General features: G+C 34.7%; 11 protein-coding genes. 7 read left to right on the top strand and 4 right to left on the bottom strand.

The features are described 5' to 3' along the window. Positions 1–85 precede the first annotated feature (85 nt). From rocF to QL232_RS22470, 3 genes are all read right to left on the bottom strand, one after another. Positions 86–1,045: an arginase gene (gene rocF, locus QL232_RS22460; protein WP_281615844.1), complete on the bottom strand. Its 960-nt coding sequence runs from the start codon at positions 1,043–1,045 to the stop codon at positions 86–88. 308 nt (positions 1,046–1,353) lie between these two features. After that, positions 1,354–2,262, bottom strand: a complete 909-nt coding sequence (locus QL232_RS22465) for an N-acetylmuramoyl-L-alanine amidase (protein WP_168881334.1) — start codon at positions 2,260–2,262, stop codon at positions 1,354–1,356. 1 nt (position 2,263) lies between these two features. After that, positions 2,264–2,764 (bottom strand): low molecular weight protein-tyrosine-phosphatase, encoded by a 501-nt coding sequence (locus tag QL232_RS22470; protein ID WP_281615845.1) that lies wholly within the window; start codon positions 2,762–2,764, stop codon positions 2,264–2,266. Between the two features lie 229 nt (positions 2,765–2,993). Between QL232_RS22470 and QL232_RS22475 the strand changes: the two genes are divergently transcribed. The 7 genes from QL232_RS22475 (at position 2,994) to sprA (ending at position 16,411) form a co-directional block, all read left to right on the top strand. Then, positions 2,994–3,989, top strand: a complete 996-nt coding sequence (locus QL232_RS22475) for an endonuclease/exonuclease/phosphatase family protein (protein ID WP_281615846.1) — start codon at positions 2,994–2,996, stop codon at positions 3,987–3,989. A gap of 69 nt (positions 3,990–4,058) precedes the next feature. Continuing rightward, positions 4,059–5,435, top strand: coding sequence for an exonuclease domain-containing protein (locus QL232_RS22480; protein WP_281615847.1), 1,377 nt, complete (start codon positions 4,059–4,061; stop codon positions 5,433–5,435). Next, the gene (locus QL232_RS22485; protein WP_281615848.1) at positions 5,413–6,150 is read left to right on the top strand and encodes a DUF1573 domain-containing protein; all 738 of its coding nucleotides are present in this window, start codon (positions 5,413–5,415) and stop codon (positions 6,148–6,150) included. The genes QL232_RS22480 and QL232_RS22485 overlap by 23 nt, the downstream gene beginning before the upstream one ends. 3 nt (positions 6,151–6,153) lie before the next feature. After that, a complete protein-coding gene (locus QL232_RS22490) occupies positions 6,154–7,125 on the top strand; it encodes an alpha/beta fold hydrolase (RefSeq protein WP_281615849.1) in 972 nt (323 codons plus the stop codon). Positions 7,126–7,139: 14 nt separating this feature from the next. After that, complete coding sequence (locus QL232_RS22495) at positions 7,140–8,246, top strand: DUF4837 family protein (protein ID WP_281615850.1); 1,107 nt, start codon at positions 7,140–7,142, stop codon at positions 8,244–8,246. A gap of 9 nt (positions 8,247–8,255) precedes the next feature. Beyond that, positions 8,256–8,855, top strand: a complete 600-nt coding sequence (ruvA, locus tag QL232_RS22500; RefSeq protein WP_168881327.1) for a Holliday junction branch migration protein RuvA — start codon at positions 8,256–8,258, stop codon at positions 8,853–8,855. Between the two features lie 107 nt (positions 8,856–8,962). Continuing rightward, the gene (gene sprA / locus QL232_RS22505; RefSeq protein WP_281615851.1) at positions 8,963–16,411 is read left to right on the top strand and encodes a cell surface protein SprA; all 7,449 of its coding nucleotides are present in this window, start codon (positions 8,963–8,965) and stop codon (positions 16,409–16,411) included. 82 nt (positions 16,412–16,493) lie between these two features. Here sprA and hppD read toward each other — a convergent pair whose 3' ends face one another. Further along, entirely contained in the window at positions 16,494–17,615 is a 1,122-nt protein-coding gene (gene hppD, locus QL232_RS22510) for a 4-hydroxyphenylpyruvate dioxygenase (RefSeq protein ID WP_168881325.1), read from the bottom strand. Positions 17,616–17,634: the final 19 nt, after the last annotated feature.

A 17,634-nucleotide genomic window follows, 5' to 3' on the forward strand; every position in this document is an offset into this window, starting at 1 on the left:
ATAAAAATAAGAGAGGCTTTCTACATGATGTGGAAAGCCTCTTCTGTTTATAAAATGGTTAGTATATGTGTATATAAGTGCGGTATTATGCGAGTTCTGTGTGGCTAGTTTTAATGGAATCAACAGTGTCTGTTAAGATGTTGAATGCATTATTAGCCATAATATTATTTTGATCTAATGTTGGATTAACTTCTACCATTTCCCAACAAACTACTTTTGGATCCTTTACTAGTGTAGTATTTATGATCCTTGCTTCTTCTACAGATAACCCATTGGCAACAGGTGTACCTGTACCTTTAGAGATAGACGGGTCCATGCTGTCTACATCAAAAGAGATGTATATCATATCACATCCTGATAATTGATCAAGTGCTTTTTGAGCCGTGTTTAAAGCTCCTAGCTCTCTCACTTCTTTTACCGTAATGTTTGTGATATTATGTCTATTTAGAATAGAGTTTTCTGGTTGTTCAGTGTCTCTTACGCCAATAAATACAACATCAGTAGGGTCAATTTTTTTGTCTTCTGTTCCTACTTTCTTAATATCCTCCCAAAGCTCTAGTGTTTCATCTGAAGGTGTATTGACAGCTTCTTCTTTATTGTCTATATGTGAAACCATAGCTAACGGCATACCATGCATGTTGCCAGAAGGAGTAGTAAAAGGAGAATGGAAGTCTGCATGGGCATCGATCCATATCACACCTAACCTTTTATTCGGGTGTGCTTTTTTTATCCCAGAGATTGTTCCTGCAGCTGTTGAGTGATCGCCAGCTAATACAATTGGAGTAATATTTTTTTCAAGAGTTGAAGCTGTAGCATTACAAACTCTTCTCAACATCGTTAACACTCCATCGATATGCTTTGCTGATGGAAAGTTGTTATTGGTGAAAAGGATGTTATTTACATCATCAATGTTTTGTACTTGATGGTCTCTAAAAAATGTAGATTTCTGATCTAGACTAGCAACAATTAGGGCATCAATACCCATACCTGCTCCTCTCGTCCCTGCAGCGATTTCAGAGCGGACAGTAAGTAGTTTAATATCCATTTTAAAATGATTATGTTATATGATAGCCTCTTGATAATAGAATATAGGGTACAACGATTCAATCCCAAAAATGAGAGAATTGTATATCAAGAGAAGATGGAAGTATGTCTAAAATAAGATTATGAGAATGCCAACAATTGGGATGTGTCAAAGAATTGACCAACCAAAACATACTGGGAATATGTAGTTGTTTTTTGTGACATTGTTTAGACAGTTTAATAATGTGTACCGCAATTATATCTTAAACTTGGATATTCTGCAAATAAAAAAGGAGAAATTTCTTTCTCCTTTTAATATTTTTATTGGTATTAATTGACGCTATTCACAACGAATGCATCTTGAAATCCCATCCTTCGTACCTTTAATTTAAGGTTTTGTGCTGCACTTGGTGAGACTACCGTACCTACCGTATATTTATAAATAGGTTTATTATTTCTTACAATTTTATGCTCTTTGATGATTAATCCAGCTCTTGAAAGAACTTGAAATTTATCATTGGTAGCAGGAACTTTTCGATTAGTAGCTAATATCTGAATACTATACATCCCTTGCTGAACATTCTTCTTTTCATGGAACTCTTTAAAGCCTTTGTAAATAGCATTTGCTACTTGTTTCTGACCATTGACAGAGTTTAAGTATTGTCTTTCGTAGGGATTAGATAAGAAACCACATTCAATAAGTACAGAAGGCATAGTCGTATTTTTTAATACAAACAAATTGTAGCCTCTATCTGCTTTATTCATAATACCTCTAGATTGTAATAAGGTATTACGCTCAATGCTATTTAATATTTTATTGGCCAATGCCACACTTACTTGGTCAGCATTAGTATCAACATGTGCTTTAGCACCAACGATCCATTTATTAGGATTACTGTTGCTGTGAATACTAATGAAGTAATCAGCATTAGCAACTTCTGCAAATTCTACCCTATCCTCAAGACTTACATAAGTATCTGAGGTTCTTGTATAGTAAATCTGTACATCAGGCATTGATGATCTAATCATTAACCCTAATCGTTGAGCAATGATTAGATTAAGATCTTTTTCATGTTTATGGTGCTTACTTCCTCTTGGTTTGCCAGGGTCTTTCCCTCCATGTCCAGGATCAATGACAACGACAAATTTAGATTGTGCTGATGATTCATTATGACAAATTAGGGTAAAGCAAAACAATAAAAGTAGAGTAGTAAATAGTGTATTATTCTTGAATAACATTTTACTTGTTAAGTTGGGGAAGGTTGTAATTGTTAATTAAATTCTCTAAAAGATTGTTGACACTTTCTAAAACTACTTGATAACAATTTTCAAATCCTTCGATACCTCCATAATAAGGGTCGTCGACATCAGAGTTAGACTTATTATTATCATAACTTCTTAGTTTGAAAACCTTTTCTTTTTCTTCATCACTTTTTGCAAGTCTAATAACATTTTGATAGTTACTGTCATCCATTACTACAATATGATTAAATATGTCGAAATCTTCTGTAGTAAATTGTCGCGCTCTGGATAATAATTCAACACCGTGAGAATTGGCAGTTTGTCGCATTCTGCTATCTGCTCTTTCGCCTGCATGACCTGCATATGTTCCTGCAGAATCAATATTAAAGTAGTCGGACAATCCTTTTTCTTGAACTATATGGTGCATTAGACCATCAGCTAGTGGTGAACGACAAATATTTCCTAAACAAACAAAAATGATGTTGATCTTATCAGACATTGCTGAAATAAATAATAGTTTTAAAAAATAGAGTATAGGACAATAGTGTAGTGATAATATAGGTACGAATTTTAAGAATCAGAATGCTATTGAGTATACTTCTACCCAAATTAATTTCTTTATTTGACTTTTTACCAATACTATTGTAAAAAAATCATTTTTTATGGAAATTATTTTTGAAATTCATATTTCCACTTAAATAATCTAATAAGCAAGCCACTTTTATTGTATGAAAAAAATAATTAAAAGCGTGTTGTACATTCTTATATTCATCATTGTTTCATCATTAATTTTTTTCTTTTGGGCGAAGTCTCCAACAATGGATGAAAAAGATTATGCACAAATTAAATCCTTTGATAATGCAAACCATGTAAAGCCTTCAGATTCTACAATCAGTGTTATTAGTTATAATATTGGGTATTTATCTGGTATGACAAATAATACATCTGTTAGACCAACAGAAGAGTTTTATGCTGGGAACATGAAAAGTGTCTTACAAAGCTTAAAAAAATATCCTGCTGATATATTAGCATTGCAAGAAATAGATTATGGAGGGAATAGATCGTATTATGTTAATCAATTTGATGTAATCGGTAATGAGTTACAATACGAAAATGGTTGTAGATCAATTAATTGGGATAAAACATATGTTCCATTTCCATATTTTCCACCGACTGTACACTTTGGTAAAATGTTAAGTGGTCAGGCAATCATGACCAATTATCCAATTGAAGATTACGAAAGGGTAGTTTTGTCAAAAGTACAATCACATCCTTACTATTATTCTGCAATGTATTTGGACAGATTAGTAGAGAGAGTGAAAATTAAAGTTGGTGATCAAGAAGTGATGGTTTTTAATGCCCATACAGAGGCATTTAATCAAGATACTAGAGTAAAGCAAATAAGGTTTTTGAAAGATTGGTTCTTGAGAGAAGCTGAAAAAATGCCTGTCATTATGGTGGGAGACTTTAATTCGGATCCTTCTTACGAAAATGCAGGTATATTAGAACTTTATGATAATGAGAAAATAGGAGCTATGTGCTCAAAAGAAGGTTTAAAAAAGGAAGGTACATTAACCTACCCAACTGATAAGCCTTATGAGCAACTTGACTTTATTTTCTATTCAACAGAACATTTTGAATTAGAAGATTGGAAAGTATTGTTAGATTTTGGTCAAGTTTCTGATCATTTTCCTGTCTATGCAAGCCTTAAATTAAAAAAGTAAGATATATAGGAAATTATTAAAGAAAAGCATTCTAATCTGAATGCTTTTTTTTTGTAGTTTTGTTTACTTATGAAATACGCCGTTATAGACCTTGAAACAACAGGTGGGTCAGTAGCCCAAGGAGGGAGAATAATAGAAATTGCCATTATCATTTTAGAAGATGGCGTAGAAATAAATCGATTTGAATCATTCGTTAACCCCGAAATGAGTATACCACCGTTTATTTCGAAACTTACGGGTATCAAAAACAATATGGTTAAAGATGCTCCTAAATTTTTCGAAATAGCAAAACAAGTGGTTGAAGTAACAAAAGATTGCCTTTTTGTTGCTCATAATGCTGATTTTGATTACAATTTTGTTAAGGATGAGTTTAAAGAATTAGGCTATAAATACAGAAGAAATTCTATCTGTACTGTAGAACTATCTAGGGTGCTATTGCCTGGAAAGCAATCTTATAGCTTAGGGAAATTGTGTGATGAAATAGGAATTCCTCACAATAAAAGGCATCGAGCAATTGGTGATACTGAAGCAACGGCAAAACTATTTCAACTTCTACTAGAACAAGAAAATGCATTACAAACCATCGAAGAAATGACGGTTTATGATGTGTATAGTAGTAAAAGACACTATCAATTGTCTAAAGATATTATTGATAACCTTCCTGATGAGACGGGTGTCTATTATTTATATAACAAAGAAGAGGAGTTGATTTATGTTGGGAAAAGCAAGAATATAAGAAAAAGAATACTCCAGCACCTTTCTAATAAAACAACTCCAAGAGCGGTTAGAATGGCGGATATGGTACGTGATGTAAAGACTACGTTGACTGGTAGTGAGTTGGTTGCATTACTTCTAGAATCTGACGAAATCAAAAAATATCAACCTAGGTTTAACCGAGCGCAAAGGCGAACGAAACAATATTTTGGGATATATAAGTTATTTGATGAGAAAGGATATATCAATTTTAAAATAGCTCCTTTGTCTGAAGGTGATTATCCAGTGACTACTACATTCTCAAGAAAAGAAGCAGATAGAATTCTTGATAGAATGATAGATAAGAACGAATTATGCCCTAAATTATGTGGAGTAGATCATAGTAAAGCAGCATGTTTTAGGTATCATCTGAAAACATGTAAAGGTGCTTGTTGTGATGAAGAAGCAGTAGAAAGTTATAATAAAAGAGCAATGGTAGCGGCTGAACGTTTTGGTTACGGTGTTCCAAATATGTTTATTCTGGATAAAGGTCGTGACGAACAGGAAAAAGCTATTGTTCAGATTGAAAAAGGTATCTATAGAGGTTTTGGTTTTGTAAAAAATAAGAAGGAATATTCACCTTCTGAATTAAAGAAAGCTATTAAATCTTACAAAGATAATGCTGACGTAAATAAGATTATTCGTGGTATTCTCAGAAAGAAAAAAGGGATTGAAAGAAAAATATTTTATTAATCCATTTACTCTTTTTCTATTTTGGTTGATTGGTTCAACTGCAGTTTTTGGACAAAATGCTGTTTTGCAGTTTTCGAATCAAACAATACAATTGGGTAAAGTGGATGCCAATACAACGTATACGATTACAGTTCCATTTAAGAACATCGGTACGGATCCTGTTGAATTAATCAAAATTGATACTGACTGTGGTTGTTCATCGGCATCTTGGACAAAAAAACAAGTAGGAGTTCAAGAAGAAGGGAGTATATCCGTAACTTTTAAACCGTTATTAGGAGAAACGCCATTCTATCGAAATATTATAATTCAAACTGATGCTAAAATTGCCCAATATACACTTTCAATTCAAGGTGAAATAGTATCAAATCATCCGACACCTTCTACTCAAGATTATCTGGTGGATTGGAAAGAGCATGTTAAGGCTGTTCCCATTTTCTCAGGGTATCATTTCAATATAAAAGGCGAAATAGATGAGGTATCAACCATTCCAATTTATATTACTAATGTTGGAGATAAATCTTTATTTATTCAGAATGTCACCTGTAAAGGTTTTGAAGTAGAAAGTGTTCAGTTGCCGAAGACTATAAAGAAAGGAGAGGTGTTATCTTTCCCTGTAAAAGTGAAAATGACAGAAAAGGGAGTCCAACAACAGTACCTAAAGGTAAATACTGATGAAAGGACAATTCTTATTCGAATACGTACGACAACAATTTAAAAAATGCCCATTGTAAAGCCTTCAAAATTAAAAGTACCATTTTTTCAATTTAATGGTCACTTACAAACTATTGTACCCTCTGCAAAACGAAAAATCGAAGATGTTAATTATCAAAGGCAAAGAGTTGAATTGAAAGATGGAGACTTTTTGGATTTAGATTGGTCTATTACAGATAATGACTCTGAAAGGGTAGTGATTATTTCTCATGGTCTTGAAGGCGGAGCAGATCGCCATTATTGTAAGGGAATTGCAAAGATTTTTAATGAGAAAGGTTGGGATGCATTGGCCTGGAATTGCAGATCATGTAGTGGAGAATTAAATCGATTGCCAAGGTTTTATCATCATGGAGATGTGATAGATTTTGACGTTGTAGTTGAAGAAGCAAGAAAGAAAGGGTATAAGAAAATTGCTTTTGTAGGTTTTAGTATGGGCGGAGCTATTCTAATGAATGCTTTAGGAACTCCAGAGTTTAATAAGGAAAATATAGTGGGAGGTGTGGCCATTTCAACACCCATAGAGCTACAACCAAGTAGTGATGAATTAGAAAAAAGAACAAAAAGGATATATAATCAGAAGTTTTTTAAGAAGCTTAAAGCTAAAGTTATTGCCAAATCAAAAATTATGAGGGGTATAGATACTACTCCTTTGTTGGATGAATCTTTCAAAACTTTGAGAGATTTTGATGAAGCCTATACTGCACCATTACATGGGTTTGAAAATGCGGCGGAGTTTTATCACCAAGCAAGTGTGCAAAGAAGGATACACAATATACAACACCCAGTACTGATTTTGAATGCTAAAAATGATCCTTTTCTCACAAAAGAAAGCTATCCGGTGGAATTTGCATCACAAAGTGACTATATTTCACTAGAGATCCCTAAGAAAGGTGGACATGTTGGGTTTTCTATTGTAAATTCAGATTTTACTTATGCTGAATTAAGAGCATTATCATTTATTCAAAAAATATCACTTTAGTAGCTAAATAAATAATGAAACAACTTAGAGTAACAATATTAGTATTGATGGGTTTCCTGTCATCTGGATTATTATTTTCTTGTCAGGATAATCAAGGTGCAAGCTCAAATTTAGAAAAGTCATTTTTGCCAAGTTCCAAGGGTAAACCCGGAGAGATGGTATTAGTTATTGACTCCAATCAATGGAATAAGAAAGGGAGTGTAGGGCAATTACTTTATGAAACCGTTTTAGGTAAAACAAGAGGGATCTTGCCTCAAAATGAACCTTCATTTACTGTTACTCAAGTTCAACCATCTGGTTTTAATAATATTCTTCGCCAAGCTAGAAATGTGTTGATTGTAACAACATTCGATAAAAAAAATAGAGAATCGAAAGTGGTAAACTCATTTTTTGGAGAAGGAGTTATTAAGAGTTTATTAAAAGAGGAAGATAAATACTTCTTTATTAAGCAGGATGTATGGGCTAAAGATCAAACAGTGATGTTGTTTTTTGCAAAAGATGAAGCAACAATGCGAGAGATTTTAGCAAATCCAAGCAAGCAATATTATTTAGGAGAGCCTTTCCATGAGGTTGAAACAAAAAGGCTACAGAAAACACTTCAAAAAGAATATGATAGAAATACAGAGCGTTATTTGAAAGAAAATTATAAGGTGAGTATTCATACTATGCCAGGTTTCAAAGTTGCTCAATCGGATAAAGATTTCTTATGGTTGCGTCATCCTGAATTGTCATTCGATAACAATATTTTCTTTGTGAAATTTCCATATACTGACGAAAAACAATTTGATCCAGATTATGTATTGAATCTACGAGATAAGTTAGCTAAACAATATTTATATGGGGATCCAAGTAATCAAAATTCTTTTGTATTAACAGAAGATAAAATTGCTCCTGAAGTGAGATCCACCAAAATAAATGGAAAACAGGCCATGGAAATCAGAGGGCTTTGGAAAACTAATAACCTGTCTATGGGTGGACCATTTGTAGGCTATTTATTTCCGGATAACTCAGGTGCAAACTTATATTATGCAGAGGGGTTTGTCTTTGCTCCAGGTATGGATAAAAGGGAACTGATGAGAGAAATGGAAGCTGAACTAAAGACTTTCAAAGATTTAAATTAAAAGAAATTTATGTATTATTATATCAGTGGGAAGTTAGTTAAAAAACTTCCCACATTTGCTGTGATCGATGTTCAAGGGGTTGGTTATGAAATCAAATGGCCTTTGAATGCATATAGCCTTTATAATGAGGGAGATCAAGTGACGCTTTATACATATTTGTATGTAAAAGAAGATGTTCAGCAATTGTATGGTTTTGCTTCAGAGAATGATAGAAGCATATTTTTATTACTAATTAGCATCTCTGGTATTGGCCCCTCAACTGGTCTGGCTTTTTTATCTTCACTATCAATGGGAGAGATTTGTTCTGCCATTATGCAGGAAGATGTAAAGACGATTCAGAGTGTTAAAGGTATCGGTGCAAAAACAGCTCAAAGAGTAGTTATTGAATTAAGAGATAAAATTTCTAAATTGCAGTATACGGGAGAGCTTATGCAATCATCTACAGCTCCTGCAGCAGATACTGCAAAAGTGGATGAAGCAATGGATGCTTTAGTAGCATTAGGTTTTACTCGAGCAGCAGCACAAAAGTCTATAAAACTAGTAATCAAGAAAAATGGGGCAGACTTGAGTGTTGAGAAATTGATTAAATTGGCATTAAAACAAAATTAGCCTATAAGTACTACTATTACTTTTTTTGCACATTTTTAAAGTGCTAACTGTTACATTAAATCTTCAACTCCATTTTGTTTCGCTTAAATAACGCAGTTTTACTATCTGTGCTTACTCTATTTTTTATGTTCCCTGTTTTTGTGGGAGCCACCAAGAGTAATGCAACTCCGATGTATTTCCAGCAGGATCTACCTCAGGAGGAAATGAAAGAAGATCAGGATACTACTAGGTTCAAGCCTTCTAAACCCTATGAAAAAGATAGGGTCGGGGACCCTGTGTCTTCACCTCAATACAGTACTCCATTATTAGGTACAACACCTGGAGTCTCAACGGAAATTTCTATTGATAGCTCCGGAGCATCTTATGATATAAAGGAGACATTAAACGGTAATCTTGATTACAGAGAACCTTCTTATATCCCTTATGATGCATATAGAGATTACCTCTTTAAAAAACATATGGAAGGGTATTATAAGACGCTTTCAGTGCAACAAGATGGTGGAGATGCTTTGCCAGGACAAGATGGGGGGCGACTTATTCCAGAAATTGAGTTAGGTAGAGTGGCAGACTTTCTATTTGGAGGTAGTACACTTGACTTTCAATTGAATGGTAGTGCAATGCTCGATTTTGGTCTACTTTTTCAAAGAGTTGATAACCCACAAGTACCAGTAACACAACAAAGAAACGGAGGATTTAATTTTGATCAACAAGTTGGTCTTGGAATGGTAGGTAAGGTAGGAGATAAACTAGAACTATCATCCAATTTTGATACGAAAAGTACTTTCCAGTTCGATCAGCAGTATAATATGGCTTACACTGCTTACGATTATGATATCATTCAAGATATTCAAGTAGGTAATGTAAGTTTTAATGTACGAAACTCATTAATCACAGGTGCTCAGAACCTGTTTGGTGTATATAGTAAACTAAGGTTTGGAAACTTATATGTGAGTAGTGTTTTCTCTTCACAGCGAGGATCACAAGAAACCATTACAATTAAGAATGGAGGGCAGAATAGAGAGTTTGAATTTAGAGCAGACACTTATGATAATAACCGACATTTTTTTATAGGTCATTTCTTTAGAGATAAATACGAAGAATCATTAAAACAAACACCCAACGTTATTTCAGGAGTAGTGGTAACGCGTATGAAGGTGTATGTGACTAACCGTTCAAATGATACGCAAACACAAAGAAACTTAGTAGGTTTGATGGATTTGGGTGAAGCAAATCCTTACAATCCATCATGGGGAACAAACACAAACCCAGTAGCGGATAATAATGCCAACACACTTTATAGTTCAGTAAAGAATTTAAATAGAAATTCAGATGCTATAAAAGGACAGTTAGAGGGATTAGGAATGGAAAATGGTGCTGAATTTGAGATTTTACGTTCAGCAAGAGAACTAACTCCAACAGAATTCACCTATAACCAACAATTGGGATATATCTCATTGAATACACCTTTAAGAAATGATGAGATCTTAGCTGTAGCCTTTGAATATACTTACAATGGGGCTACTTATAAAGTGGGTGAATTGAATGAAGACCTACCAAACTTATCACAAGATGAAGTGATGTTTATGAAGTTATTGAGTCCTTCGACAATCAATACTTCATTACCAATGTGGGACTTAATGATGAAAAACATTTATTCCCTTCAGGCAAATTCAATTCAAAAAGAAGATTTTCAGTTTAGAATTATCTATAGGGATGATGCGACAGGTGTAGATAACCCAAGTATACAAGAAGGTCAGAATTTAGCCAATGTTCCGTTAATCGAAGTAACAGGTCTTGATCGTTTGAACATGAACCTAGAATTACAGAAGGATGGTAACTTTGACTACATTGAAGGAGTAACTATTGATTCACGAAATGGTAGGATTATATTCCCAGTTCTTGAACCTTTCGGAACAACGTTAGAAAATGACTTTGAGCCTAGCGAAACGAATTTAGTCGAAAAATATGTGTTCTTTGATCTTTATCAAAAGACGCAAGCAGACGCAGTATTAAATACTAAACAAAATAAATACTTCTTAAAAGGTAGTTATAAAGGTGGTTCATCAAACGAAATTTTATTACCTGGGATTAATATCGCAGAAAATTCGGTAAATATTACTTCTGGTGGTGTAACCCTAACAGAAGGAGTACAATATACGGTGGATTATCAATTTGGTAGAGTTACCATTTTGGATGAAGGTGTACTTAACTCAGGTAAAGATATCCGAATTACTTATGAAAGAGCAGACCTTTTCAACTTCCAAACAAAGACTTTGGCTGGAGTTGATTTAGAATACCACTTTAGTGAAGATTTTATTATCTCAGGTACATTGATGCACCTGTCAGAAAAACCTCTAATCTCCAGAGTAAACGTTGGTAGTGAGCCTGTAAAAAACACCATGTGGGGTTTAACAATGGATTATACAACTGAGTCTAGGTTCCTAACTAAACTAGTTGATGCCATTCCAGGCTTAGATACTCAAGAAAAATCGACGTTCTCATTTAAAGGCGAATTTGCTCAACTAATTCCGGGTACACCCAAGTTGATTGGTACTGATGGAACGGGTTATATTGATGATTTTGAGGGAGCAGAAGTACCATATGATCTTGGACTTAATCCTATTTCATGGGCTCATGGTAGTACTCCTCAATATATATTAGATCAGCAAGGGTGGGGAGTGGCACCTCCAACTACTCCTGAGGATTCATTGGCCTATAATCATAGAAGAGCATTATTAGCATGGTATAATATTGATAATGTATTCTATTATACTTCAGGTTCAACAAGTAGACCTGCCAATATATCGGATCAAGATATGGAAAATCATTATGTTCGTTTGATTCCATATAATGAAGTATATAAAAACCGTCAAGCGAATCAAATCAATACCAATGAGGTGACATTTGATTTAGCTTATTATCCAACAGAAAGAGGACCATATAACTACAATACTGACCTAAATGCTGATGGTTCACTTAGGGACCCGAAACAAAATTTTGGAGCAATCACAAAAGCAATTACAACAGATGTAGATTTCGATAACTTGAATGTTCAGTATATCGAATTCTGGATGATGGATCCATTTATTACAGGTCAAAATGCAGAAATAGAAGGACAGAATAACACGACTGGTGGTAAAGTTTTTATTGACTTAGGTAGTGTTTCTGAGGATGTTGTGCCAGATGGAAGACATTTCTTCGAGAACGGCATGACGACTAATAAATCGTTATTGAATCAATCTGTTTGGGGTTATTCTCCAACTACACAGTTCGTAAATAATGTATTCAGTACAGCCGTTCCTAGAGATGCACAGGATATTGGTTATGATGGTTTGACAAGTGAAGAAGAAGCAGAGTTCTTTAAAACTTATTTCATAGATCGTTTACCTAATATCTTATCACCAGAAGCTTTAAATCAAATTCTTTCAGATCCATCAGGAGATGACTTCCAATATTACTTAGGTGATAATGCAGATGCTCAAGACCTAAAAGTGTTAGAGCGTTACAAGAGGTTTAATGGAACTGAACGAAACTCTCCAGAGAATTCTGGTGGTAGTAATTATACACCATCCAACTCAAGCTATCCAAACAACGAAGACTTGAATGGAGATAATACTCTAAATGAACTTAATGCTTATTTCGAGTATGAATTGGATTTACGTCCTGGTCAATTAGAAAATAGCAAATATGTTGTAGATAGAGTGACTTCAGAAGCTCCTGAAACAAGAGAGCTAGTGACTTGGTATCAAGTGAGAATTCCAATTAGAGATGATAGTAACTACACTAAAGTAGGTAGTATTGATAATTTCAAGTCAGTGAAGTTTATCCGTTTATTTATGACGGATTGGGAGCAACCAGTCGTATTAAGATTATTGAACTTCCAATTAGTTGGTGCACAGTGGCGTCAATATGCAGAGAATATTGAAAATGAAGATCTTGCACCATCAACAGCAACTGTAAATATTTCATCTGTAAATATTGAACAAAATGGTGTGACGGATGAGAGTGGTAAAATACCATATGTATTACCTCCAGGATTCGAAAGAGATTATGATGCTACTTCAACGGTTACTAGAAGAATCAATGAACAATCTATACAAGTTTGTGTTGAAGATTTAATGGATGACGAAGGCGTAGCTGTATATAAAAACTTTAGTCTCAGTCTTGTCAACTATAAACGGATCAGGATGGAGCTCCATGCTCAATCAGAATCTGCGAAAGATGAAGAATTAACGGCATTTTTAAGAGTGGGTACTGACCTTACCGATAACTACTATGAAATTGAAGTACCACTCTATATCACTCCTAGGTATTCTACTACTCAGAATGCCATTTGGCCTAGGGAAAACGAAATCGATGTAGCTTTAGAAGAGCTTTATAATATTAAGATAAAACGTAATTCTGAAGGTGCAGATCGAACTGTTCCTTATCCGGCGAACCTTACTACTGCTAATCTTCGACAATATAAAGTTCGAGTGGTGGGTAACCCTGATATGAGTTCTGTACAAACTGCAATGATCGGTGTAAGAAACCCATTGTCTGAAGATGCAGCAAAACATGATGTTTGTATTTGGGCGAATGAATTGAGAGCAACAGAATATTCAACGTTCTCTGCTTGGGCTGCCAATGCTTCGGTTGATGCAACATTAGCGGATTTCATGAATGTGAAAGCCAATACAAGGTATAGTACTGTAGGTTTTGGTGGTATTCAAGATAAAATTGGAGACCGTCAAATGGAAGACAACTTGGAATTTGGTGTTTCGGCTAATATTAACCTAGAGAAAATATGGTTAAATAAAATTGGTCTATCGGTACCTATCTATATGAGTTACGACCGGAAAGGATCAAATCCATATTTTGACCCATTAGACGCCGATGTTCCTTTATCTGTTTCTGGAGAAGTAAGAGGTAGTTACTACGAAGAACAGGTGAAGTATCTTGAGGAGGCGAGGAGTATCAATGTATCCAACTTGACCAAAATCAAGATGAATCCAGAGGCTAAAAGCTATCCATGGGATATTGAAAACTTAAGTTTGAGTGGATCTTATTCTGATAGAACAATGAGGGATAAGAATACACAAGCAAAAGATTTTAAACAATGGAAATTAGGGGCCGCTTATACTTATCAATTACCACTAAAAGCTTGGGAACCATTTAAGAATTCAGATAGCAATTCTGATTGGGCTGCTTTAGTCACGGACTTTAATATCTTACCAATTCCTAGTTCTTATTCTGTGAGAGCCGATTTGGACAGACAATACAGATATACTCAATTAAGAACCTTAGATTCTAACGGCGAGTTTACAACAGAAGGTATTCTGCCTACTTACGAAAAAAGTTTCTTATTTAACCGTGGATACAACCTAGGGTGGAATTTAGCTAAGAGTTTAAAAATTGATTACGCAGCAACAGCGAATGCTTTGGTCGATGAACCTGAAGGAAGTATTGATACTGATGTCGCTAAAGATTCAATTTTAACGAACCTGAAGAATTTTGGTCGTATGAAATTGTTTGATCAACAAATCTCAGGTACTTATAATATTCCTATTAATAAAATTCCAGGCTTAGACTTTGTTGGAGCAAATGCGAGATATGTGGCAGGGACAACATGGACAGCAGGAACATTGGGAATTGCAGATACTTTAGGTAATACAATCTCAAATAATCAGCAAATATCATTAAACTCAAAACTTGATTTTAATACTATCTACAAGAAATTTGGTTATGTAAATCATCTTGAAAACGGTACAACATCAAGAAGTAGATCAAGATCGAGAAGAGGACAAAGTAGAAATCAGAAAAAAGATAATACTCGACTTGCGTATCAAAAAGTGAAGCTGAAAGATAAGTTGAAAAAGCTTAGAACGGAGCAATCTAAATTGAGAAACGCCGATAAGGATAGAGTCAACAAGGAAAAAGAAAAGATTGAAGGTAAAGTCACAAAACTTCGTGAGAAGATTGAAAAATATAAATCTAAGGACAAGGACTATGCTAGTTTAGAAGAAAAAATCCAGATTTATAATGTTCAAATGGATACTCTTAATGCTCAATTAGCAAAAGAAAATCCTAAGAAAAATAAAAAGTTAGATGCTTTAGCTGTTGAGATAAAAGACACTGAAGAAGAGTTACTAGCAGTAAATACAAAATTGAAAGAAAGAGGAGACGAACCTCAAAAAGGTTTTGGTGAAAAAGTAGGAGATACTGGTATCCGTTTAGCTACCATGCTAAAAGATATTGATATGACATACTCTGAGAACAACAGTACGACTCTTCCTGGTTATATGCCAACTGCAGAATATTTTGGTTTTGATAGTAAATACAATGCACCTGGAGCGCCATTTATATTAGGTAGTCAAGACCCTAATATTCGTTTTGAAGCCGCTGAAAGTGGTTGGTTAGCACCATCTGAATATTTGAATAATCAGTTTGTGCAACAGAAAAGAGAGGAGTATAGAGTTAGAGCGAACATAGAACCTTTTAAGGATTTTAAAATTACCCTGACTAGTACTTCATCAAAGACAGAAGCATATTCTGAGGTGTTTAGGTTTGATGGTGCTATTGGTACATATAACTCATTGTCACCAACTAGAACAGGTTCATTTGGTATCAGTTTCTTCTCGCTACCTACTGCTTTTGCAAAACCAAATGGTGATAATGAATCTGCCAACTTTGATAATTTTGTAGACAACAGAGAAGTGGTTCAGGATAGATTAAATTCTACTAATCCTACTACACAATATGGAGAGAATGATCAAGATGTATTAATTCCGGCATTTATCGCTGCATACACTGGGCAAAGTGCTGATAATGTAAATTTATCATCATTCCCATCTTCTTTCCCAATTCCAAATTGGGATGTGAGATACACAGGATTGTCTAAAATGAAGGGATTAAAAGATACTTTTAAGTCGATTACCATTTCACATGCATATCAATCTACGTATACAATTGGTAACTATAACTCTTCTTTACTATATGGAGCTACAGAAATTGGCCCAGATAAGGATATCAATGATCAGCCTGCTGCTAGAACAGACGCAGAAGGTAATCTTGTTCCTGTTTATGTCATTAACCAAGTGAATATCGAAGAGCGTTTCGGTCCATTAATTGGTATCAATGTGAAGTTGATGAATGACTTACAGATTAAGTTTGATTATAATAAAGGACGTATGTTATCATTGAACTTATCGAACGCTCAGGTAACAGAGCAACTAAACAATGATTTTACAATTGATATTGGCTACACAGCTTCTGGTATGAAGCTGCCATTTAGATCGAAAGGTAGAACAACGGTACTTAAAAATGATATCACATTTAGATTGGCACTTTCAATCAGAGATAATCAGACAACGCAATATAGAATGGATGAGGAGAATGTTGTGACGGCAGGTAATATGAACTTTGCATTGAGACCAACCATCAATTATCTATTAAATGATAGAGCAAATCTTCAGTTCTATTTTGATAGAACAATCAATGATCCAAAGGTGTCTAATGCATATCGAAGAACATCTACAGCTGTTGGTGTTCAATTTAAGTATTCACTGACGCAATAAAATATTCTTTATAAACAAAGAAAGCCTGAATCATTAGAGATAAATCTAAGATCCAGGCTTTTTATATTGGTCAATAATTCTTTTACAGATTACCTCTTAAAGCTTGCTCTCTTTCGATAGCTTCAAACAGCGCTTTGAAGTTACCTTTACCGAATGATTTAGCTCCTTTTCTTTGTATGATCTCAAAGAATAAAGTAGGTCTATCCTCAACAGGTTTTGTGAAGATTTGAAGTAAGTATCCTTCTTCATCTCTATCTACAAGAATATTGAGTTCCTTTAGTTTTTCAATTTCTTCATCAATATCACCCACTCGGTCTTTTAGGTCCTCATAATAATTATCAGGGACATACAAGAACTCGATTCCTCTTTTTCTAAGCTCACTTACTGTATGGCAAATGTCATCTGTAGCAACTGCAATATGTTGTACACCTGCACCATTATAGAACTCTAAATACTCTTCAATCTGAGACTTTCTCTTGCCATCTGCTGGTTCATTGATGGGGAATTTAACATATCCATTACCATTGGATACCACTTTTGACATGAGTGCAGTATAGTCTGTAGAAATATCATTATCATCAAAAGTTAACAGAAGCTTAAAGCCCATGACATCTTCATAGAATTGAACCCACTTGTTCATTTCTCCTAATTCAACGTTTCCAACACAGTGGTCAACATACTTTAGACCAATCGGAGTGATGTCCATTAAAGGTTCTTTGGCTACGAAATTAGGAAGGAATGCTCCAGTGTAGTTTTTTCTTTCTACAAATGTGTGAATAGTATCACCGTAGGTTCTGATACTTGCCATAATGACTTCTCCATTCTCATCTTTTTGAGTATATGGAGCTTGAACACTTGCAGCACCTCTTTTGATTGTCTCTTCGTAAGACTGACGAGCATCGTCTACCCAAAGAGCAAGTACTTTAACTCCATCTCCATGTTTGTGTACATGGTTGGCGATGACAGATTTAGATTCTAGTGATGTGGTGAAGACAAAACGAAGTTTATCTTGTTGTAGAACATAGCTAGCACGGTCTCGGATTCCTGTCTCAGGTCCAGCATAAGCGACAAGTTTAAAGCCAAATGCTGTTTGATAGAAGTAGGCAGCTTGCTTAGCATTACCCACATAGAACTCGATGTGATCTGTACCATTGATAGGCAGAAAATCCACATCAGTAGTGTGATGTTTCTCTGAGATTAGCATGTGTTTTAAATAATTGTGT

The sequence above is a fragment of the Flammeovirga sp. SubArs3 genome, assembly GCF_947387565.1.
GTDB classification, from domain to species: Bacteria; Bacteroidota; Bacteroidia; order Cytophagales; family Flammeovirgaceae; genus Flammeovirga; species Flammeovirga agarivorans.

Excerpts from the sequence above, each read along its gene's own strand:
- hppD (WP_168881325.1), bottom strand. The coding sequence starts at position 17,615 with ATGCTAATCTCAGAGAAACATCACACTACTGATGTGGATTTTCTGCCT.
- QL232_RS22470 (WP_281615845.1), bottom strand. The coding sequence starts at position 2,764 with ATGTCTGATAAGATCAACATCATTTTTGTTTGTTTAGGAAATATTTGT.
- QL232_RS22490 (WP_281615849.1), top strand. The coding sequence starts at position 6,154 with ATGCCCATTGTAAAGCCTTCAAAATTAAAAGTACCATTTTTTCAATTT.
- QL232_RS22495 (WP_281615850.1), top strand. The coding sequence starts at position 7,140 with ATGAAACAACTTAGAGTAACAATATTAGTATTGATGGGTTTCCTGTCA.
- rocF (WP_281615844.1), bottom strand. The coding sequence starts at position 1,045 with ATGGATATTAAACTACTTACTGTCCGCTCTGAAATCGCTGCAGGGACG.
- QL232_RS22480 (WP_281615847.1), top strand. The coding sequence starts at position 4,059 with ATGAAATACGCCGTTATAGACCTTGAAACAACAGGTGGGTCAGTAGCC.
- QL232_RS22465 (WP_168881334.1), bottom strand. The coding sequence starts at position 2,262 with ATGTTATTCAAGAATAATACACTATTTACTACTCTACTTTTATTGTTT.
- ruvA (WP_168881327.1), top strand. The coding sequence starts at position 8,256 with ATGTATTATTATATCAGTGGGAAGTTAGTTAAAAAACTTCCCACATTT.
- QL232_RS22475 (WP_281615846.1), top strand. The coding sequence starts at position 2,994 with ATGAAAAAAATAATTAAAAGCGTGTTGTACATTCTTATATTCATCATT.